The 21,276-nt window shown below is 30.5% G+C and carries 19 protein-coding genes; 6 read left to right on the top strand and 13 right to left on the bottom strand.

All coding sequences use genetic code 11. The features are described 5' to 3' along the window. Positions 1 to 192 precede the first annotated feature (192 nt). From BN1865_RS12770 to BN1865_RS12755, 4 genes are all read right to left on the bottom strand, one after another. Positions 193 to 2,193: an AAA family ATPase gene (locus BN1865_RS12770; RefSeq protein ID WP_050637652.1), complete on the bottom strand. Its 2,001-nt coding sequence runs from the start codon at positions 2,191 to 2,193 to the stop codon at positions 193 to 195. Between the two features lie 168 nt (positions 2,194 to 2,361). Continuing rightward, positions 2,362 to 4,605, bottom strand: coding sequence for a glycoside hydrolase family 3 N-terminal domain-containing protein (locus BN1865_RS12765; RefSeq protein WP_050637651.1), 2,244 nt, complete (start codon positions 4,603 to 4,605; stop codon positions 2,362 to 2,364). Positions 4,606 to 4,608: 3 nt separating this feature from the next. Further along, positions 4,609 to 5,418 carry a MurR/RpiR family transcriptional regulator gene (locus tag BN1865_RS12760; protein ID WP_050637650.1) on the bottom strand — a complete coding sequence of 270 codons (810 nt, stop codon included), beginning with the start codon at positions 5,416 to 5,418 and terminating at the stop codon, positions 4,609 to 4,611. Between the two features lie 19 nt (positions 5,419 to 5,437). Then, the gene (locus tag BN1865_RS12755; protein ID WP_050637649.1) at positions 5,438 to 6,742 is read right to left on the bottom strand and encodes a PTS sugar transporter subunit IIC; all 1,305 of its coding nucleotides are present in this window, start codon (positions 6,740 to 6,742) and stop codon (positions 5,438 to 5,440) included. A 352-nt stretch (positions 6,743 to 7,094) separates the two neighbouring features. Here BN1865_RS12755 and BN1865_RS12750 point away from each other — a divergent pair, with 352 nt between their 5' ends. Continuing rightward, entirely contained in the window at positions 7,095 to 7,415 is a 321-nt protein-coding gene (locus BN1865_RS12750) for a recombinase family protein (RefSeq protein ID WP_050637648.1), read from the top strand. 33 nt (positions 7,416 to 7,448) lie between these two features. On the opposite strand, the gene srtB is transcribed toward BN1865_RS12750, so the two are convergent. Then, positions 7,449 to 8,180: a class B sortase gene (gene srtB, locus BN1865_RS12745; protein WP_050637647.1), complete on the bottom strand. Its 732-nt coding sequence runs from the start codon at positions 8,178 to 8,180 to the stop codon at positions 7,449 to 7,451. Continuing rightward, on the bottom strand, positions 8,180 to 9,280 hold the full coding sequence (gene ychF, locus BN1865_RS12740) for a redox-regulated ATPase YchF (protein ID WP_050637646.1): 1,101 nt from the start codon (positions 9,278 to 9,280) through the stop codon (positions 8,180 to 8,182). The genes srtB and ychF overlap by 1 nt, the downstream gene beginning before the upstream one ends. A gap of 236 nt (positions 9,281 to 9,516) precedes the next feature. Between ychF and BN1865_RS12735 the strand changes: the two genes are divergently transcribed. The 4 genes from BN1865_RS12735 (at position 9,517) to BN1865_RS12720 (ending at position 11,922) form a co-directional block, all read left to right on the top strand. Then, complete coding sequence (locus BN1865_RS12735; RefSeq protein ID WP_050637645.1) at positions 9,517 to 9,942, top strand: hypothetical protein; 426 nt, start codon at positions 9,517 to 9,519, stop codon at positions 9,940 to 9,942. Positions 9,943 to 10,097: 155 nt separating this feature from the next. After that, on the top strand, positions 10,098 to 10,571 hold the full coding sequence (locus BN1865_RS12730; RefSeq protein WP_050637644.1) for a phosphatase PAP2 family protein: 474 nt from the start codon (positions 10,098 to 10,100) through the stop codon (positions 10,569 to 10,571). Positions 10,572 to 10,661: 90 nt separating this feature from the next. After that, on the top strand, positions 10,662 to 11,090 hold the full coding sequence (locus BN1865_RS12725) for a MarR family transcriptional regulator (protein WP_050637643.1): 429 nt from the start codon (positions 10,662 to 10,664) through the stop codon (positions 11,088 to 11,090). After that, positions 11,083 to 11,922 carry a DegV family protein gene (locus tag BN1865_RS12720; protein WP_050637642.1) on the top strand — a complete coding sequence of 280 codons (840 nt, stop codon included), beginning with the start codon at positions 11,083 to 11,085 and terminating at the stop codon, positions 11,920 to 11,922. The genes BN1865_RS12725 and BN1865_RS12720 overlap by 8 nt, the downstream gene beginning before the upstream one ends. A 96-nt stretch (positions 11,923 to 12,018) precedes the next feature. Here BN1865_RS12720 and BN1865_RS12715 read toward each other — a convergent pair whose 3' ends face one another. Together BN1865_RS12715 and BN1865_RS12710 are read right to left on the bottom strand one after the other, a co-directional pair. Beyond that, positions 12,019 to 12,474 carry a MarR family transcriptional regulator gene (locus BN1865_RS12715; protein ID WP_050637641.1) on the bottom strand — a complete coding sequence of 152 codons (456 nt, stop codon included), beginning with the start codon at positions 12,472 to 12,474 and terminating at the stop codon, positions 12,019 to 12,021. 1 nt (position 12,475) lies between these two features. After that, the gene (locus BN1865_RS12710) at positions 12,476 to 13,033 is read right to left on the bottom strand and encodes a cyclase family protein (protein ID WP_050637640.1); all 558 of its coding nucleotides are present in this window, start codon (positions 13,031 to 13,033) and stop codon (positions 12,476 to 12,478) included. Positions 13,034 to 13,255: 222 nt separating this feature from the next. Between BN1865_RS12710 and BN1865_RS12705 the strand changes: the two genes are divergently transcribed. Beyond that, on the top strand, positions 13,256 to 14,134 hold the full coding sequence (locus BN1865_RS12705; protein ID WP_050637639.1) for a LysR family transcriptional regulator: 879 nt from the start codon (positions 13,256 to 13,258) through the stop codon (positions 14,132 to 14,134). A 95-nt stretch (positions 14,135 to 14,229) separates the two neighbouring features. Here the strand turns inward: BN1865_RS12705 and BN1865_RS12700 are convergent, their stop codons facing one another. From BN1865_RS12700 to BN1865_RS12680, 5 genes are all read right to left on the bottom strand, one after another. Further along, on the bottom strand, positions 14,230 to 15,441 hold the full coding sequence (locus BN1865_RS12700; RefSeq protein ID WP_050637638.1) for an MFS transporter: 1,212 nt from the start codon (positions 15,439 to 15,441) through the stop codon (positions 14,230 to 14,232). Between the two features lie 216 nt (positions 15,442 to 15,657). After that, the gene (locus tag BN1865_RS12695) at positions 15,658 to 17,586 is read right to left on the bottom strand and encodes a glucose PTS transporter subunit IIA (protein ID WP_198527285.1); all 1,929 of its coding nucleotides are present in this window, start codon (positions 17,584 to 17,586) and stop codon (positions 15,658 to 15,660) included. A 1-nt stretch (position 17,587) separates the two neighbouring features. Beyond that, positions 17,588 to 18,829 carry a neutral/alkaline non-lysosomal ceramidase N-terminal domain-containing protein gene (locus tag BN1865_RS12690; protein WP_050637637.1) on the bottom strand — a complete coding sequence of 414 codons (1,242 nt, stop codon included), beginning with the start codon at positions 18,827 to 18,829 and terminating at the stop codon, positions 17,588 to 17,590. A gap of 10 nt (positions 18,830 to 18,839) precedes the next feature. Then, a complete protein-coding gene (locus BN1865_RS12685; RefSeq protein WP_050637636.1) occupies positions 18,840 to 20,111 on the bottom strand; it encodes a hypothetical protein in 1,272 nt (423 codons plus the stop codon). Positions 20,112 to 20,122: 11 nt separating this feature from the next. Next, entirely contained in the window at positions 20,123 to 21,163 is a 1,041-nt protein-coding gene (locus tag BN1865_RS12680) for an amidohydrolase family protein (RefSeq protein ID WP_050637635.1), read from the bottom strand. Between the last annotated feature and the right edge of the window lie 113 nt (positions 21,164 to 21,276).

Below are 21,276 nucleotides of genomic sequence, written 5' to 3'. Positions count from 1 at the left end.
ATATGAGTTGAAATGAATATATCAAAGCCTTATAACAAAAATATTATTTATATAAATGTTGACTTCTAAAAAATTTAGTATCTCTCCAGATATTATTATTAGAATTGAAAATCAGATTACCATAAATTAACGATAATAAAATACACCTCCATAATTTGTTTGTCCAAATTATGGGGTGCACATCATTGTAAACTATCTATTTTTTGATACAATATATTTCTTCATCTTGGTCAGTATTCCACGTGCTCCAATTGTATAATCATAATCTGTTAAAATATCATTAATCATAGTCGTTGAAAGATGAATGGGTGCATTTTGTATCAATATATCTTTTAACGCTTGTTTATGCAATAATTGATATGGAACGATTTCATCAATTCTATTTAAGAATTCTTCACTAAATACTTCTTTTAAACTATCTTTTGAATAGGCTTTTTTCTTAAATCCAACACTTGGTTTATTTTGCGACATGACATTTGAAGTCATAATAATTAATGTATCTTTAAATGATATTTGATGATGATGGTTATCTTTAAGGACACCTTCATCAAAAACCTGTAAAAATAAATGCATAACTTGAGGATGAGCCTTTTCAATTTCATCTAATAATAGAATACTATTAGGATGTAAAATGACTTCATGCAATAATGAAGAATGATCATCATAACCTACATATCCTGGAGGTGAACCAATAATTTTAGAAACACTGCTTGGTTCACTATATTCTGACATATCCAGTTTAACAAAGTGTCTATTTAACAATCTTGCAAGTTCTTTCGCTGTTTGTGTTTTCCCAATACCACTGCTTCCAACCAACAAATAAACACCTTTAGGTTTATGGGCATGCGGATATTGAGCTAATGATTCTAAAGATTCTACAATTGTATGAAGTGCCTGATCTTGTCCAATAATGACTTTTTTCAATTCTTGTTCTAGATTGTGATAAGAAAAAGGACTAAGTGTCATACCTGTTATTTCTTCTATAACTTTTTCGATATTTGATTTTTCTAAACTATCCTGATGCAGAAAATTGGCTTTAACACAAGCTAAATCTAAAACATCTAATGCTTTATCTGGAAAAACACGTTGGATTAAATAATCATCACATAATTGAATAACATCATCAAGTAATTGATCTTCAATATGAATATGATGATAATTTTCATATTGAGGCTTTAATCCTTGTAATATGGCTTTTGTTTCCGTTTGTGTATTTTCTTTTAATTTAATGACTGCAAAACGTCTATTCATTGCTTGATCTTTTTCAAAATATTTATAATATTCTTCAATTGTGGTTGCTCCAATAATTGTTAAATCTTTTCTAGCAAGATATGGCTTTAAAATATTGGAAGCATCTATAGCCCCTTCTGCTCCTCCAGCACCAATTAAATTATGAATTTCATCAATAAATAATATAGCCTCTTTGGCTTGAATCACTTTATCAATAATTTTTTTAAACTTCTCTTCAAATTCACCACGATATTTTGTTCCAGCAACAATACTTGATAAATTTAATTCATAAACCACTTTATTCTTGAGTGCATCTGGAACCTCATGATTATTAATTTTTAAAGCTAATTTTTCAACAAGAGCAGTTTTACCTACCCCTGCCTTACCAATTAATAATGCATTATTCTTCTCTTTTTTACATAAAGTTAAAAAAAGTTGTTCTAATTCCTGATCACGTCCAATCATGAGTTTCTCTTGTTTTTTTACCAATGTGTTAAAATTCGTCAATTCATGAATTAAATCTAATTCATGTAGTAATGATTTTTCTTCACTTAATTCTTTTTTAACATCCTCAAAAGGAACATGATACTTATTTAATAATTCAACAGCAACACTTTCTCTTTGCATTAGCATAGCAATTGATAATGTATTTAAAGAAACTTTATTTTCTTTTTTTGCATTACTCATACTCATTGCATCTTCTAATATCTTTTTGACAACTTCGCTATATTCCATATAAAAAGGTTGAATATCTTTTTCTCCAAACAACCTTACAATATCCTCATATATCATTTCATCATCAACTTGATATGCCTTTAATATTTTTGAAAAAGGACTATCTTTCATCTTTAAAAGAGACAAGAGAAGATGTTCGCTTCCAACACTACTATGTCCTAAATCAAAAGCAATACTCTCAGCAATCACAATTGCTTTTTGTGCCTTTTCATGAAATTGTGTGAGCATACTACACCTCTTTTCCTTTCTATCATATGAACTCTAATTGAAATTATTAACGATTTCTATTGATTTAATCAATTTATTGATTAGTATTATTTTCCATTTTATAAGAAAAAAACAAACACTTTATTAAAATCAATTTGTGTTTGTTTCATTAAGGGAGTCAAAAATATTTTATACTTCTAATATTGTTAATGTTTTTGTTATATAATCTTCTGAATTTTTAGCGATTAAAATATCTACTGTACCACTTTCAATAATATGCTTCATTTCATAATCCCATATTTTAAATGCATCGCTATTTAAATGAATAGATATTTCCTGTTGACTTTGTTTTTTTATAAAAACTTTTTGAAATGCTTTGAGTTCTTTATATCTTCGTGTAATAGAAGATTCATTATCAATCAAATAAATCTGAACAATTTCATAACCGTCATAATGACTTAAATTACTTATTTTTAGACGAATGTCTAATCCCTGACTTTCTAATTCATTGATAGTTATAGTGTCTTGAGATAATTTGATATCAGTATAATCAAACTGACTATAACTCAATCCATATCCAAATGGGTATAATGGCTTCCCAGACATATCAATATAATCTTCCTTCGCTCCAGAATACTTACCATTATAAAAACATGGCAATTGCATTGATGAACGTGGCAAAGACATAGATAATTTTCCACTTGGATTATTTTGACCAAATAGTGTTTCTGCAATAGCTTGACCACCTAGATTTCCAGGATACCACGCTGCTAATATTGCCCGACTTTCATCAACAATGTTCTCAATCGCATGAGGTCGTCCTTGAATTAAAACAGTCACAATCTGATCATTAACCTGTTTTATACGTTTCACCAATTCAACTTGTAAACCTTCTAATTCTAATGAAGCCATATCAACATTTTCACCACAATTCATCTCATTTTTATCATAGCTTGTTTTTACAGCCCCATTACTTTCAAATTCCATTTTAAAATTTCGTGCACTTGAACCACCAATCGCCAAAATAACAACATCACTTTTTTGTGCTAGTTCAATAGCCTCTTCAAGATATTCATTTGAACAATCACGAATATGGCAGCCTAATGCATACTCAACCTGAATATCACGACCTGCTAACTCTTGAATCCCCTGATAAAGTGTTATCACATCTTGTTCTTTTTGAAATGATGTATAATCTCCCAGCATATTCATGATATTATTAGCATTTGGTCCAATAACAGCAATTTTTTTTATATCTTGTCTTAATGGTAAAATCCCATCATTTTTTAGCAGAACCTGACATTCTCTAGCTGCCTGTAAAGCTAACTCTTTTGAATGAGATACTCTCTTACTCATCTGTTTTTTGTCAAATAAACCTAACTCACTTTTTAACTTCAAAATTCTATATACACTTTTATTGAGTGTTTCTTCTGTTAAATATCCCTGCTTAACCGCTTCTTCAAGATGAACATACACATGATCCCATAAGCTCAAATCAACTCCAGCCTGATTTGCCTTTGCCGCCATTTTAGGAATATTTAAATCCATCATTGATAGCCGATCCAAAGCACATCCATCAGCCATGACAATTCCATGAAAGCCATATTCTCCTCTGAGCAAATCTGTTAATAATGGCTTGTTGATATGACAGGGTATTCCGTCTATTTCATTATAAGCTGCCATCACACCTTTTGCGCCACTTGTTATTCCGGCTTCAACTGGTGGTAAAAAGATTTCCCGCAATTCTCGTGGTCCTATTGATGCTGCTCCAGAATTATGTCCGCCAGCACAGGCTCCTTGGGCACATAAATGTTTTAAAACAACCCCTACCTGCCAATCATTATCTTGAAATCCTTTCACTGCTGCACTGGTCATTTGACTTGTCAAATAACTATCTTCACTAAAACATTCTTCACTTCGTCCCCAGCGTGGATCACGCATAACATCCAATCCAGTAAACAAAGCCAAATGTCCACCTTTACTCGCCAATTCATAGCTAACTTCCTGACAAATATCTTGTAATAACTGAGGATTCCAGCTCATCCCCATACCTATATTTGTAGGATACATCATGCTATTTAATCCCTGATGACCATGGACGCATTCTTCAGTAATAAGTGCAGGTATTTTTAATCTGGTATTTTCTTGAATATAATCTTGAATCATTTGAATAACTTTTGCACTTTCTTCTTTTGTCACTCCATTGACTTCATTCATACCAGACCAGGCATCAGCTCTTAAAACTCCATAAATGGCACCAATCCCATCAAATTTTTTAACATGTTCTTTAAAAAACTGTGTTAATTCATACTCTCCATTTTTATTCTTATAAAAACATTGCCATCCATAAAGATGTTGATTTAATTGACCAACTTTTTCATTTAATGTCATTTGGGATATGAGTTCATCTATTTTATCATTCGATATAGTCATTCACTACTCTCCTCTAATATAATATGAAACCTTATAATTCATATCTTCAATTTTCTCTTTATCTAATTCATGTAACTTTTCAAAAAGCATTTCTAAAACAATGAACTGAGACATTTCAGTAATTAAAGTACTTCCTTCTCTTCCCATCTCTTTTCCAGCAGTTAAAAGAACAATATGTCCAAGTTTAGCTAATGAAGATTCTTCATGATTTGTTATAGCAATAATTTTTGCACCATTTTGTTTAGCTAAATGAATTGATTCAATTGTTGATGAGTTTTCTCCTGAAATACTTAATCCTAATGCAACATCATCTTTTCCCATCACATTCGCTGATAAAACTTGTAAATATTTATCATCTGCAACAATACATTTATATCCAAAAGATGTTAAACGCATTTGTGCGGCTTTAGCCGTCAAACCAGAAAATCCACTTCCAAAAACATAAATAGTCTGACTATTCATAATCATTTTCGCTGTTTCACTCAACTTATCATTATCTAATAACTGTGTTGTTTCTTGAACCATAGTATGAATATTATTTAATGTTTTATGAGAATATTTTGTTTCATGTTGATCTTCTTTTTCAATTTGCAAAATAGCTTGCTGTTTTAACTCATAGTATCCCGAAAACCCCAGACGTTTACAAAAACGGAGTATTGTTGTTTCACCTACTTCACATTGACTTGCTAAATCCCCAATACTTAAATAGAGGATTTGATGAAAATGTTCATTGACATAGAGTGCGACTCTTTTTTCTGATTTGGTTAGATCTGGAAATAAACTTTTAATTTTTATAATAATCTCATTGTTCATTGTTTTTCCCTACTTTTTGTTAATTTTTTATATTTTCTTCAACTTTATTACTTACTTTTACAAATGGAATATAGATGATGACATCTAAAATCAATAATGCAATAGATAATACTGCTGCCCAAATATCTCCACCAGTTGCAAAGAAAGCATAGAATCCTGGTGGTGTAATCCATGGTACCTGTGCAACAACTCTTCCTACTAGATTCATATTAGTTAAAATATATGCAATCACCAAATTGATTGATGGCACAATAATAGCTGGAATCATAAAAATAGGATTCATGACAACAGGTAACCCAAACATAATAGGTTCTGATATATTAAATAAAGAAGGAACAAGTCCAAGTTTCGCAACAGTTTTATGATCTTGACGTTTTGATACAACAAAGATAGCAATAACTAAGGCAAGGATACATCCACCACCGCCAATTAATCCATACATATTCATAAATGGTTCAGTGACAATATTAGGAATTGGTGCATTGGCTCCACTGGCTGCAATGTTTTGTGTTAATGCATCTAACATTGGAGCACTTCTAATAGGTGATAAAATAGAAGAACCATGAATTCCAAATACCCATAATAAATCAGATATAAACTGTAAGAAAATCAATCCTGGTGATGATAAAACAAAGCTACTTAACGGCTTAGAAATAACCGCTGTAATAATATCTGGAATTGTTAATCCCCAAATTTGATCCAATCCAAAAACCACCATAGCAAAAATAGTAATTGTAATCAGTTCTGGGATTAATGCATTGAATGATTTTTCAATTGCAGGTGGAACATTTTCTGGCATTTTAATTCTTAAACATCGAATAGATGCGAATCTCACAAAAATTTCAGTTCCAATCAAAGCAGTCAATAAAGAATAAATCAATCCACTACTTGATGTTAATTCCTGTGCAAACATTCCTGAAATAACAGCTGGATCAGTTAATCCTTCAACTGCAATTTGCTGTGTTACTGGCATTAACATAAACATTAAAGCCACTGCTAATCCCCCAGCATGTATTTTTGTAAATCCTGAATCAGCAAGTTCAGGCTTAACACTTAAATAATATTCAGCTAAATTATTAGCTGTTGTAAAAGCAATAAGAACTGATAAAACACCAAGTGTCCCCTGATTAACAACAGTAGCAATTCCTGAAAATATATCAGTATTGAAGAAGTTTGTTCCTAATGCATTTAACAAAACAAATAAAGATGCTGCCATAACTAATGGCATTGAAATAATAAAACTGTCTTTTACTGCACTCAAATGACGTTGTTGTGAAAGTTTGGTTGCAATTGGTAAAAGTTTGTTAGCAATTCTTTCTAACATATATTTCCTCCTCAAATTATTTTTGTACGGCCTAGGTTACGTTACATTTATAAACTAGCACAATTATTTCAAAAAGGAAATAGTGTTTTATTTATTTGGTATATATTGGGATTTTTATTCCATCTATTCATATTTTTTCTCATTTCATCAACAAAAATGGAACTTTTATTCTCAAAAAAATATCTTAAACACCAATATATCGGTGTTCATTTACGGTTTTTAAAAACATTATTTTATGATTTATGAGATAATGATATCAGAAGGAGGATGATAAGTTATGTTTCTTAAGAAAGGTCGATTCAAGTCTTAGTTTCTTCGCTTGCTTTTATAACAAGAAAAGGAGGCTGATTTATTGAAACAAAGAGTTTGGATCTATTGTCGCGTTTTATCTCATTCACACTCATATCTCTTGAACTATCAAGAAGATAAATTATTCTCATTTGCCAAACAGAAAAACATGGAGATTATTGGTGTAACTAAAGAAACGAATTCTGGAAACAGTTTTCAAAGATACCCCATTATCCAACTGTTACCATATATCAAGACAAATCGTATTGATATTATTCTGGTTGACAATCTTAAACGCTTATTTTCTAATGAAGATCACTTATATGAGTTCTCACTTTTATGTGAATACTATCATGTAAGCATTATTGAAACTCAATCTTCCTAAGCTATCTTCGGATAGACAAAAAGAGCCATCGGTTTATTGAACCGATGACTCTTTTACATTTTCTTTTAATTGTGCATAAACAACATAACGATTATCTGTTCCATTATAACATGTACTTAACATAATAAGTGGTTTTTCTTCATCACTAACAGTTCCTTTAACAGAAGCCTGTTTTAAAACAGATTGAATATATTTTGAATACTGAATTCCTTTTTGATATAAATCGCTTGTTGATTTAATAACACATGAAGCAAAAACATTATATACATTGACTGTTCCATCAGGCAAATAAATATATATAAGTGGATGCTTTTGGAAATAATCATTTTCTATAAAATATCTTAAATCATGAAAACGTGAACCATTTTTCATATTATGTCCATAGATAATTGTATTATCATCACTGAAATCACCTTTATTAATTTCATCAATAAAGATTGACCCAGCTTTATTACTTTTTTTATAGATATCAGTATATAGATATGTATCATTATCTTTTCCTTTTAAAATAGGTTCATCAATTTTTGTATCTGGAATATAGAGCCAGCCAATGACATCTTTATTAGTTTTTAAAAGTTCATCAAAATGAATCGTACGATGCTCTGGATTATTGTCTTCTATCTGCTCAACATACTCCTCTACCAATTCTGTAGACTCTTTTTCAATCATATAATAATCATAAAAAATTATTCCTAACTGAACTGCTGAATATACAAAGACAATGACACAAACAACAAGAACAATCTTTCTTAATCTCTCTTTCATTAGACATTAAACTTGAAGAACATAATGTCACCATCTTGTCCTACATATTGTTTCCCTTCTTGACGAATCTTTCCTGCATCTCTTAAAGCATGTTCACTACCAAATTTCATTAAATCATCATAACTATATGTTTCAGCCTTAATAAATCCTTTTTGGAAATCTGTATGAATAATACCTGCCATTTCAGGAGCAAGCATTCCTTTTTTAAATGTCCATGCACGGACTTCATCTGCTCCCACAGTAAAGAAAGTATGTAATCCAAGCAATGCATAAGCTTCTTTAATCAACTTATCCAATCCACTTTCATCAATTCCTAAATCTGTTAAGAACATATCTTTTTCTTCTTTATCTAATCCTACTAATTCACTTTCAATTTTAGCACAAATAGGAACAACATCGCATCCTTCTTTTTCAGCATAATTCTTTAATTGAACATAATAAGGATTACTTTCAGGATTCTCTAAATCTTCTTCACCTAGATTAGCAACATAAATAAGTGGCTTCATTGTTAATAATGTATATTGTTTCACAATATCGATTTCTTCTTTACTAAAATCAATCGTACGTACTGGTTTACCAGCCTCTAATACTTCTTTAATTGGTGCTAAAACATCCATTTCTGCTTTAGATTCTTTGTCTCCTGATTTTGCTTTCTTTTCAATTTTTCCAATACGCTTATCAACTGTTTCAAGATCAGCAAAAATCAACTCTAAATTAATTGTTTCAACATCTCTTATTGGATCAACATCACCATCAACATGGGTAATATCTTTATCCCTAAAACAACGAACAACCTCACAAATTGCATCTGTTTCACGAATATTCGCTAAAAACTTATTACCTAAACCTTCACCACGACTAGCCCCTTTGACAAGCCCTGCAATATCTGTAAATTCAAATGTTGTGGGAATTGTTTTCTTAGGTTTAAAAATTTTCGTCAGTTCATCTAAACGATGATCTGGAACTTCAACCACACCTACATTAGGATCAATCGTTGCGAATGGATAATTCGCTGCTTCAACTTGTGCATTTGTAATTGCATTAAATAATGTTGATTTTCCTACGTTTGGTAACCCCACAATACCTGCTGTTAATGCCATATCATATCACTCCTTAACTTCCTATTCATTTTATCTAAAAACACTCTAAAATACAAGTCATTTCTCTCTGCATTGTTCTTTAGACATAAAAGATATTTAAACGATGATTTGAAAATATACTCAAAGCTTTTTATTATTCATCATTGTACTCCATGATATTTATTTGTTTTTCATGCTAAGAAATAGGATTGATTTTTATTATTCAATTATAATATAGATTATAGGAGGAATTAAAAATGAATAAATATTTAATTGGTTCAAAAAAACATGGATGTCTTATTGATAATGAGCAACAAGTTATAATATATTATGATTTGTTAAGTAATCTTGAAAGATTGAAAGGAAAGAAACAGGAGCAGATCTTTTATTTTAAAGATATTCAAGAATGTCTTGTCACTTATGGAATACAGGATTTCTTTAGAAGTTCAACAATAACTATAACATTGACTATAAAACTTAAAAATCAAACAAGTGTCGATACTACTATATTCTTCAATAATACCACTAGAGATGAACTGATTTCTTTTATTCAAGTATTGAAAAAATCATCTCTAGTTATTAAAGATCCTTATCATATTTTCAATCAGATAGAAACAAGTCAAAAAACTCTTTGGGATATTATTTCCTCTATTGAAAAACAGCGTTTTGAAAATCGAAAATAATACGTATTTATAGATGATTCCATGCATTTTAAGTTATACTTATTCTTTACAAAAAGAGGTATAACTTTTTGTTTTTCATAACGTATACATTCTTACCTTAATTTGTTTGTCATTATCTATACTTTTCGCTATAATAAGAAAGAAAGGGTGATAGGATGGAAACGTTTTATAGAACAATGTTAGCTTATATTCGTCAATTTCCTTTATTGGAAAAAACGATTCTATTGATTACAAAATTTTTTCCATTAATAACCTTTATGATATATCCTTGTGTATGTTTATACTTATTATGGTCTGGGAATCCTTTACTTATAGAAACCATTTGGAAACCATTGGCTGCATTTAGTGTTGTCACTCTTTTTAGAAAAATCGTGAATCGTCCGCGACCATATGATGCAATGAATATTCAGCCTCTTATTGGTCATAAACATGGTGAATCATTCCCTAGTCGTCATACTGTGAGTGCTTTTATTATTGCATTAGTCTGTTTACCTGTTAATCTTTATCTTGGTGTTTTTGCATTGATTGTAGCAAGTATGATGAGTCTTTGTCGGATTTTAGCTGGTGTTCATTATATAAGTGACGTTTTGGTTTCTGTGATTATTGCTTTACTTTTTTATTTCATTTAATTCAAATATTTTAATTATTTAGTTGACAATGATAAAAAATAGATTATACTGTACTTAAAATATTTTAAGTATCATCAAAGGAGGTGCAACATGTTAACTAAAGAATTTCAATCGGTTTATAACCTCTTCAAAATGAATTTCTATGCCTCTATGTGTGCGAATTCAACTGAATTAACAATGCAAGAAGCATTTAGCCTAGATATTATTTATATGCTAGGACATCCAACTATTCTTGAATATGCTAAGTATATGGGAATTTCTCAACCCAATGCGACATATAAAATTAATCAACTTATTGAAAAAGGCTATCTTATTAAAGAAGTAAGTAAGGAAGACAAAAGATCTTATCGTTTACAAGTTACAAAAAAGTTCTTAGTATTTTATCGTGATAATGATCGTTTTATTAAAAAAGTTCTTGGTGATATCGAAAATATTTTTAGTCCTGAAGAAGTACAACTTCTCGAAAAAATGTTACATACAGTCAGAATGCATATGACACAAGGAGATAAAAATGATTAAAATAATTACAGATTCAACTGCTGATATTGATTTAGATTATGCCAAAGAATTAAATATTGATATTATTCCATTAAAAGTCATTATTGATGGGAAAGAATATAAAGATAGAATTGATTTACAGCCTCAACAGTTTTACGATTTATTAGCAAGTAGCGAAGTGTTACCAACAACTTCACAACCTTCACCTCAAGAATTTTTAAACCTTTATGAAGAAGCGAAAAAAGCTGGTGATAGTGTGATTGTGATGACTTTATCAAGTACAATCAGTGGAACTTATCAAAGTGCAAACATTGCTAAAGACTTAGCTGAATATGATGATATTTATGTTATTGATAGTTTAGCTACAACTCAAATGTTAAGATTACTTGTCTTAAAAGCTGTTCGTTTAAGAGACTCTGGTGCTGATGTTAAAGATATTGTCAATATCTTAGAAGATTATAAACACAAAATTAGAATTGTTGCTTTTGTAGATACTTTAGAATATTTATATAAAGGTGGACGTTTATCAAAAACAGCTGCAACAGCAGGAACTTTATTAAAGTTCAAACCTATTATTGGTTTAAGAGAAGGTAATCTTGAAATGTTTGCGAAAGCACGTGGAACTCAAAAAGCAACAAGTAAAATTATTGATTTGATTCATGAAGATGGTGAAATTGATTTTGATGAACCTATTTGTATTGGTTATACTGGTCATGATGATGGTTTAGACAAATTTGAACAAACGCTTCGTGATGAATTTGGCTTTGGTGAAGTTTTACATGGCTTTGTAGGTCCTGTTATTGGAACACACGCTGGACCTGGTGCACGTTTAATTGCTTATATAAGCAAATAATGCTTTTTAATGAAATGAAAAAATATGAAGAAAATAGCTTCATGTTTTTCATTTTACGTTTTTTGTTAGCAATTAAGAAAAAACACTAATTATTTATTACATTTTTCCAATCTCATCAATTTGTTCTTCTAGATACTGATTATAGTCTTTCATAAATTCTTTAATATATTGAATTTCTATAGCTGAGTATCTTTTAAAGAATTGGGTATCACGTTTAATCCATAACTGATGCCTTTTTTCATGTTCTTTATAGATTTTTCGACCTTTTTTTGTTAAGCGATAATATTTTTCCTTTTTATTGTTCTCTTTTGTATAGACTTCAATAAGTTCTTGTTGCAATAAGCGTTTAACAATCTTACTAGCTGCCCCTCTCGTCATTTTTAAGCAATCTGCGAGTTTAGTAACATTCATATCTTTGTTTTTTCCAATATAATCAATGCTGTGAACATCTGAATATCCATATGGATGTAAAATGTGACTCTCTGTTAATTTAGAGAGTTGATCTTGCTTTTCTAACTGTTCAGCAAATAAATTCAATAATTCCTGATACATATTATAACTCCGCAACAACACGACATGGTAATCCTGTCATATCACTATAATTCACTGGATATGTATTGATATAACAAGATTGAAAACTTTTCTGATTTAGAACTATATCAAGATGACATAGATTTTCAACCACAAAAACATGATGATCTGCACAATATTGATCCATTAGTGTATGTTCCTTCCCTCTTCGAATACCAGGGCTATCAATTCCTATAATAGCAATTTTTCTTTGAATAAGCTGTTCAATTAATGCCTTTGATAATTGTGGATGGTGAGAAAAATAATCTTTATGACCATAACCTACTTTTTCAATAAAGCCAGTTGCAAATACTACAAACATTCCTTCTTGTATTTGATTGAAATCAATATCATTACAATCTATCTCTTCTTTATTGTAAACATTAAAAATAATTGCTGGTAAATGAAAATAAGATAACGGAAATTCTTTATTCATCACATCAAAATGTGTTCCAAGATGTCCTACTAATGACTTTTTTTCATTTCCATTAGCATCTTTCATCAATTGTGGTGTTATTTTTAAAGTTAAATCATAAAACATAATCTTACCTCCTATATTGTTTCCATGGATACAATATAGGATAAAATTATTTCCTTGTCAACAAAAAATATTATATTTATAAATCCTTATTTTTTAATTAGTTCATTTCAAAACATAGATAATTATCTTCATGATAATAAAATAAGGATGAATAAAACATTTGAACAAGATATCTCGCTTTTTTTATTTTAATATTGTACAATATTAAAAAGAGGTGATTTCATGGAAATAAATTACTTAAGAGAGTTTGTTGTTTTAGCTGAAACAGAAAATTTTTTAGAAGCTTCTGATTCTTTATTTATATCTCAATCTTCTTTATCTAAACATATAAAAGTTCTAGAAAATGAAATGGGTTATCCATTATTTGATCGAACAACACGCAAAGTTCACCTCAATGAATATGGTAAAATATTATTAGGATATGCAAAGCAAATCGCAAGTCTACAATATCAATATACAACCGCCTTAAACAATCAATCAGAAAATATTAAACATTCTATTACAATAGGCTCTATTCCAGTCATGGCCCCTTATCATATTACTGATGAGATACTTAAGTTTAAACGAGAAAATAAAAGTTATTATGTAAATCTTATTGAGGGTGAATCTGCTGAACTTAAAGAACTTTTAAGACATAATAAATGCGAACTCGCTTTTATACGTGATGAAGATGAAAATAACGATGAATTTGCAAAAATTGCTTATGAAGAGGATCAGCTGGTTGCTGTTTTACCAGCATATCATCAATTAGCACAAGAAAAACAAATTTCTTTAACACAACTTCGTTTTGAAGATTTTCTTTTTTTGCAGCCAACATCATTACTATATAATCTATGCCAACAAGAATGTCAAAAAGCTGGTTTCACACCAAATATTATTTATACTGGGCAAAGAGCAGAAAATATCATTGATCTTATAGAAAAAGGAATGGGCGTCTCATTACTTATGAAAAAACCAATTGAGTATCTCTCAAGCCCAAAAATTTCATTAGTTGATATTTATCCTAAAATATCAACTCAGATTAAAATCTACTACAAAAAAGATGTTGTTCTCTCACAACCTGCTAGACATTTTATTAATTCTATCCAAATGCATAAATAACAATTCAAAGCATCTTAACTGGCTTAAGATGTTTTTTTTATCTATCAAAAAAAGATTGCATATCTTACAATCCTTTTTCAATAATTTCATTCAATTTATATAGATTCTTGATTTTGTTGTTTTATCCTTAATGTTAATGATGATGGATGATTTTTACCAAAAATAATATAAGCAATAATAGAAATAATATTTGCGATTGATAATATTCCAAACATATAATGATATCCTAAAATATCTATAAGTACGCCTGCTATTCCACCACCAATACCAATACCTATATCATAAGCACAAAGAAATGTTGAATTAGCAGCACCTCTTCTTTCAAGGGGAGCAATACTGACTGCCATAGCCTGTAAAGAAGGTTCTAATCCTCCAAAAGCATAGCCAGATAAAACAGCAGACAATAGGAATGTTATATTGTTTGGAATGAAAGCTAATAATATGAGAGCCACCAGCATAAAGGCATTACAACTATATACGAAAATAGCTTCTCCCTTTTGATCAGCTACTTTTCCAATAAAAATTCTTGTCAAAAGTAACATAATCGCCATCACTGTGAAATAAAGTCCTCCTGAAATTGTTATTGCAGCTTCTTCAGAAGCAAATTTTAAAATATAATTCTCTAACGACCCATAAGTCAAAAGAAAAATAAGAACAACAAATGATGCTGGTAGTGCATTTTTATCAATTAAGTTTTTTACTTTTAATGGTTTTTTTGTAATTTCTATCTTTGGTGTTTTTAATAATGAAAAAAGAACTAATGAAATCACCATAATAACAGTTGCAACAACAAACAAAAGTTCAAAACTGATATTCATAAGAGTTTCTCCAATAGTTGGTGCACATGCTGTAGCTAAAGCTGTTGCCATCCCAAACATACCCATTCCTTCAGAAAATCTCGACTTTGGAATAATATCTGTTGCTATTGTTGAAGTTGATGTGTTTGAACATGCCAATGAGCAGCCATGGGCCATCCTCAGCAAAATAACCAGTCCAATAGATACTAAGGTCGTGTAAATAAAGATATAGCCCATAGGCATCAGAACCATACCACATAATCCCACTAATAATATCTGTTTTCTTTTTCCATTATCCAACATCCATCCAATAAATGGTCTTGAGAGAACTGCAATTAGTGAAAAAATTGCTGCACAAGCTCCTGACATACTATCGGAATAACCGAGATATGAAATAAAAAATGGAAAAGTTGATAAAATCATCAAGTGATTTAAAAATACAAAGAAATTAATAATGATGATAATAATAAAATTCTTTGTCCATAATTTTTCGCTTTTTTGTTTATTCATTTCTTTCCTCCTGTATAAAAATAAGCAACAAAAAAATGCATAATTCAAAACAATTGGGTTTACGTTTTGAACTACACATTGTTGTTGCTTGATTTTATTTTACGTTCCTATTTTAAAACTTTTCGAAAAATTGTCAAGAATAAAATATCAGAAAAATACGCATAAAAAGAAAGAGAAACTGTTAGAATAATGGAATTATAACAGTTTCTATTTTTCTTATTCTTTTCCTAATTGAATTGCATTTGCATCCTTTTTATCACCAATAATTAAAGCTGCAATTAATGCTAAAGCAAAACTAACAACTGCCCCTATACATAATCCAATAAATCCTATATCAATACCATTAGGATTAATAAAGCAAGGTAATCCTAAAGGACCTGAAGCTCCAAATGCATATAATTTTGCTCCACAGAAACCAGCAATCATTGAACCAATTCCAGCAGATAAGAAACAACTAAACATGATTTTCTTTCTAGGAATTAAGACTCCATATAATGATGGTTCATTGACACCAAAGAAAGTTGAAAATAAGGCAGGAACTGCAATGTTTTTTTCTTGAACTGATTTTGTACGGATAATAACGCCTAAAACCGCACCCATAGTTGCTAAAGCACCTGAGAAAATCAATGGATTTATGATATCATAACCATAAGTTGAAATATTGACATTGAACATCATAATGATAGGCATATGTAATCCAAACATTACCAAGACTGACCAGAATGTTCCTAAGAATAAACCAGCTATTCCGGCATTTAATCCAACGATTAATTGAACTAATTCTCCCAATAAGTCTTGAATAAACATCGCTATTGGTCCAATCACAATGAGAGCTAGTGGAAGAGTAATAATTAATGTTAAGAATGGAACAAAGAAAGATCTAATCATTGCAGGTAATTTTTTATTTAAGAATTTAAAGATTTTTGCTGCTACAAAGACAATTAAAATAATTGGAATGACAGAACTTGCATATCCTGCCCCTGGTAGAATAACAGGTATTCCTAAAAATTCTGTAAAAACACTTGCTTCAAAAATTGTTCCAGCAAAAAGTGTATATAGTGGTTCTGCAGAAGATAATGAGACAATGGCAGGATATGTTAAACACGCACCCAATGTAATTCCATATATCTCTTTAATACCAAACTTCTTAGCTGCTGACCATCCAATTGCAACTGGGAAGAAATAAAATAATGCATCTCCAAGAGAATTTAAAATTGTATAAGTTCCACTTGTTTCATTCAACCAACCTGCTAAAACAACAAGTTTCAACAAAGCTTTGATCATCCCGCTTGCCATTAAAATACTTAATATCGGTTGGAAAATACCACTCATTAAAACTAGAAATCTTGAGAGAATACTCTTTTGTTCAGTATCTCCTTCATCTATATCCAATGGCACTTCCTTATTTAATTGACCAATTTCAACCAATTCATCATAAACATCATCAACATGTGTCCCTATCACAACCTGATATTGCCCACCTGTCTGAATAATTTTCATAACACCATCTAATTGATTGAGTGCTTTGGTATCTGCTTTGTCTTCATTTTTCAGTTTAAATCGTAAACGTGTTATACAATGTGTCACATTAATAATGTTCTCACGTCCTCCAACATATTGAATAATATCTTCACATAATTTCTTATATTTCATCTTCTTTTCCTCAACTTTTTTTATTTTATTTTTAGAAAATTCAATGATTTCAGTTTGATTATGAACAACGTTCTGATCAAGACTTAATATATCATATTGAAAATCTTTGTAATTTGTTAAAACCATAGCCGTTATGAGATTGATATGCTGCTGATCCATAAATGCTCTATCAATTCTAAGGATTTGCTGCCCTTGTTTAATCTTTTGCCCCTGTACAACAAGTGTTTCAAAACCCTTACCAGCTAAATTAACAGTATCCACACCCACATGAATAAGAACTTCCAGTCCTTCCTCATTTTGAATTCCAATAGCATGTTTTGTATTTGCAACAACCCTTACTATTCCTGAGCACGGTGCATAGATTGCATCTCCTTCATAACGAAAAGCAACTCCATCTCCCATGATTTTTTCAGCAAACATTTCATCAGGAACTTCGTTTAAAGAAACACATTTTCCATCCACAGGAGCTAATAAAACATTCTTTTCTTCCATTTTAACCCTCTCCATTCAATAACTTTGAAGCTTGTATAAACTTTTGTACCAGTTTTTCCGGTTCCCCTTTGGGAATAGCACAACCCATTGTTTCAAAAGATAAACCATATTCACTTTCTGGCATAAAATATTCATAATATCCATTTGTATATCCACAAATGAGTCCTAATACAGGGCACTCTTTCTTCATTTGAATACCAAAAGCAGACCCTAATTCACCTGGAAAGACAAAAATCTGCAAATCTCCTAATTGGATAACAGATGCTTTAGCATCAAGATGAAAAGCATGAATATCTAATTGTGTTTTAAGGTTATTTATCTTTTTCATAAGAAAATCTTTTTTAGATTGTTGATTTTCTCTTTCTAACTGTTTTTCCATGTTCATAATTTCATCTCTTAACTCATCATGAACAAATGACATATCATGATGAATTGTATGAAATAGAGTTTGACATTTTATTTCTTTTAATTGTATTGTTTTACTCACATCAATTTGTGCAATATCAGATGCTAATAATGGTGCAACTCTCTCAAGTTCTATGAAATCATTACCTTGTCTTTCATTGCGATTACTACAATCTCCAGCCGCCCCAACCATCATAATTGGATAAAACTTGAATTCATCATACAAACATTGACAAACATGTCCTGCTAATTCACTTGTTAAATAAGTATTTTCACCACTAATGACTGTAGAGTGTACAGCCCAATTCACAATGCCTGCAAAAGCCTCATGATTTTCATTATAAAACTTGACAACAATCACCTCATTGTCTGCTGGTTGTCCAGGATGATTACGATTTCCATAATATCCATAAATGTTTGCTTTCCCATACTTTGCATATGCTGTTTGTAAACTTTCAAGACAATCTTGGAAACTCTTTATAATCATTTTTATCAAATAATCATAATAATCTTGATTAAATTTACCTGTATACCAACTTTTGTGATAAGAGACGACAGATGAATGATTATGTGTTGCACTTAATAAAACACAATCTCTTTCAATGCCAAACTGATCTGCCAGCAATGTCTTCACATCCTCTGCCATTTCTTCTTCAAACTCTAAAAAATCTGCTGAAAAGAGAAATAACATTTGACCATTATTTTCAAACAATAATGATTGACAATAAATATCATCATGAATTCCAATGGCTGGATACATTCGGTTATCACTTCGATATCCAATCAAATAAAACTCCTGCTTTGGTGAAATACAATATCTTGCATGTCCTATTCTCATATTTTCCTCCTTATATTTTTATATTTTCTAGTGTTTTCACTATTTGTTCAGTCAGCATTTCAGCTGATCCTTTAGCAAATTTTGAATTCATAGCCTCATATGTGATTCGATCATACGAAGTCTGATCTGGCATATACTTTGCTCCTCCATTAACCATTGTTAAAATCATAGTTATAGGAAAAGGAGACTGTTTTCTTATATCCATAGCAGTTACACTAGATAATTCCGGTTGAACCCCTACTATCACAATATAACCAAATTGAATGATTTCAACTCCTACCATCTGATCTTGATCATTCAAATAATTATAGTGGTGAGTGGGTTTCAATTCTTGTCTATCTCTTATTTTCTGTCCTGGACAAATAAACTGAGTTTGAATATTCTGAATTTTTCCCATATATGGAACTGTTTTTATTCTTTCACATGCCCTAATCACTTGCGTTGCTAATTTTGTTCCTAAAGCTTTAACAAACACAAAACCATCTTCATGTATATCTGTGACTTGTATCTGTCCTTCTTTATCAATAATATGATGTTTAGCCTGAAACAATGGTGCCTGATCTCCAGCAGCTCCTACAATATACATTGCTACACAATCATCATATTGGCTTTCTATATATTGACTTGTTACACCAGTAAGATCACTTGTAACAGCATATCGTCCATCTTTTTGTAAAGACCCCTCCATAATGGAGGATTGAACATCATAACTATAAAGAAGAGCAATTGTATGATGCTGTTTATTTTCAAATTTAATAATGGGTACGCTTTTATCAGATATTCCTAAATCATTAGCCCCTAACCACCAGCCATCTTTTGTAGAAATATCTCGATTCACATTGACTGAACAAAATCCGTGTCCAAAGCCAACATATACAATTTGCTTTTGTTGAATAGCAAGAGTCACTGCTTTTTTTGCTGAACTATAGAGAATATCACAGAAGACTTTATTTTTTTGTTTTATAGTGAGATCACCTTTTTCAAGAGCATCTACAGAACGAGAATGAGGTGCTGAAAAAGTATGTGTTACACATATCCAAATGTTCTTGAATGGTATATCTGTCTGTTTAGAAATACGTTTTTTTAATTCTTCTATAACATATTCTCTTAATGATGTTAATTCAAATGAAAGGAGAATAAATGGTTGGTTAGCTTCTAAATAGAGAACTCTAACATAAAGATCATCATGTATATAACTAAAATTTTCAACAGGGAAGAAATCTTTTGGAAATAATAATTTTTCTTTTGCCGAACCAACCTTTAATGACTTATCTTCATTCATTTTTATATCTCCTATTCATCAATATGATAGATTTGACATGCATTTTTATATAAAATCATGTCTTTTTCTTCATCACTAATATCTAACATCTTTATAAACTCTGCACCTTCTAATAACCATTCTCTCCTAACTGGATAAGAACTACCAAAAATAATATGATCTGCACCTAATACTTGAATCGCACATTCTAACTGTTGCTTTCCCCATGGCTGTGCATGAGATGTTTCAAAATAAATATGTTCTTTATACACTTTCCAAACATTATCTTGATTACTCTCAAATCTTGCTACCTTTTCAGTAGTCTTTGCATGAGGTGGAAAAAGCATATTCTCAATGGCAAAGAATCCTCCACCCAGCATGGAATGAACAAATGTAAGATTAGGAAACCTATCAAAAAAACCACTAAATAATTCTCTACAGATAGCTGTTGTTTGATCAACACATCGACCATATGAACGTCTTAGATTATTATAATCATATAAACAGTCATATTGTACAGGAACAGGTGTATGATGAATGTAAACTGTTGTTTTTTGTTCATTCAGTTTTTTAAAAAAGTCATTAAAAATATCCGAATCTAAATAATGATTTCCATAATGTGCACATAATTGTACACCTGACATTCCTAATTCATTTCTGCATCTCTCAATTTCTTGAAAACATGCTTCACTAGCTAATGGTGGAACAACTGCTAAGGCAACCAATCGACCTTGACTTTTTCTAACATAATCAGCCATTCCATCATTAAACTTTTTACACATATCTAATGACATCCATTCATGACACCCAGGTAATTTAAGAATGGCTTTTTGAACATTACCTGCATCCATATCAGCAAGTTGTTTTTCTAATAAATAGTCTCCTTCCAAATAATTTAAATTTTGATAGCCTTTGGGTTTTTCAATGACAATCTGTTTGAATTGATCTTCATTTTCTTTCATGTATCCATGAATTCCATAACTAATAGGAATTTCTGATAAAAAACGTTCAGTTTCTTGTGATTCCTCAAAGATATGTTCATCAAACCAATACATGTTGGCATCAATTACCACATTTATCTCCCTCCTTTGACACTATCATTTTAAAATAAAAGCGTTTTCATAGCAATTCCGATTCAGGCTCTATTTATTCCAATATGGAATAAATAGAAAAAGGACAAAATTTA

Origin of the sequence: Candidatus Stoquefichus sp. SB1 (assembly GCF_001244545.1) — a bacterium.
Classification (GTDB): Bacteria; Bacillota_I; Bacilli_A; order Erysipelotrichales; family Coprobacillaceae; genus Stoquefichus.
This window is presented reverse-complemented; position numbering and strand designations above follow the sequence as displayed.

Coding starts and splice junctions, on each gene's coding strand:
- BN1865_RS12770 (WP_050637652.1), bottom strand. CDS start 2,193: ATGCTCACACAATTTCATGAAAAGGCACAAAAAGCAATTGTGATTGCT.
- BN1865_RS12765 (WP_050637651.1), bottom strand. CDS start 4,605: ATGACTATATCGAATGATAAAATAGATGAACTCATATCCCAAATGACA.
- BN1865_RS12760 (WP_050637650.1), bottom strand. CDS start 5,418: ATGAACAATGAGATTATTATAAAAATTAAAAGTTTATTTCCAGATCTA.
- BN1865_RS12755 (WP_050637649.1), bottom strand. CDS start 6,742: ATGTTAGAAAGAATTGCTAACAAACTTTTACCAATTGCAACCAAACTT.
- srtB (WP_050637647.1), bottom strand. CDS start 8,180: ATGAAAGAGAGATTAAGAAAGATTGTTCTTGTTGTTTGTGTCATTGTC.
- ychF (WP_050637646.1), bottom strand. CDS start 9,280: ATGGCATTAACAGCAGGTATTGTGGGGTTACCAAACGTAGGAAAATCA.
- BN1865_RS12735 (WP_050637645.1), top strand. CDS start 9,517: ATGAATAAATATTTAATTGGTTCAAAAAAACATGGATGTCTTATTGAT.
- BN1865_RS12730 (WP_050637644.1), top strand. CDS start 10,098: ATGGAAACGTTTTATAGAACAATGTTAGCTTATATTCGTCAATTTCCT.
- BN1865_RS12725 (WP_050637643.1), top strand. CDS start 10,662: ATGTTAACTAAAGAATTTCAATCGGTTTATAACCTCTTCAAAATGAAT.
- BN1865_RS12720 (WP_050637642.1), top strand. CDS start 11,083: ATGATTAAAATAATTACAGATTCAACTGCTGATATTGATTTAGATTAT.
- BN1865_RS12715 (WP_050637641.1), bottom strand. CDS start 12,474: ATGTATCAGGAATTATTGAATTTATTTGCTGAACAGTTAGAAAAGCAA.
- BN1865_RS12710 (WP_050637640.1), bottom strand. CDS start 13,033: ATGTTTTATGATTTAACTTTAAAAATAACACCACAATTGATGAAAGAT.
- BN1865_RS12705 (WP_050637639.1), top strand. CDS start 13,256: ATGGAAATAAATTACTTAAGAGAGTTTGTTGTTTTAGCTGAAACAGAA.
- BN1865_RS12700 (WP_050637638.1), bottom strand. CDS start 15,441: ATGAATAAACAAAAAAGCGAAAAATTATGGACAAAGAATTTTATTATT.
- BN1865_RS12695 (WP_198527285.1), bottom strand. CDS start 17,586: ATGGAAGAAAAGAATGTTTTATTAGCTCCTGTGGATGGAAAATGTGTT.
- BN1865_RS12690 (WP_050637637.1), bottom strand. CDS start 18,829: ATGAGAATAGGACATGCAAGATATTGTATTTCACCAAAGCAGGAGTTT.
- BN1865_RS12685 (WP_050637636.1), bottom strand. CDS start 20,111: ATGAATGAAGATAAGTCATTAAAGGTTGGTTCGGCAAAAGAAAAATTA.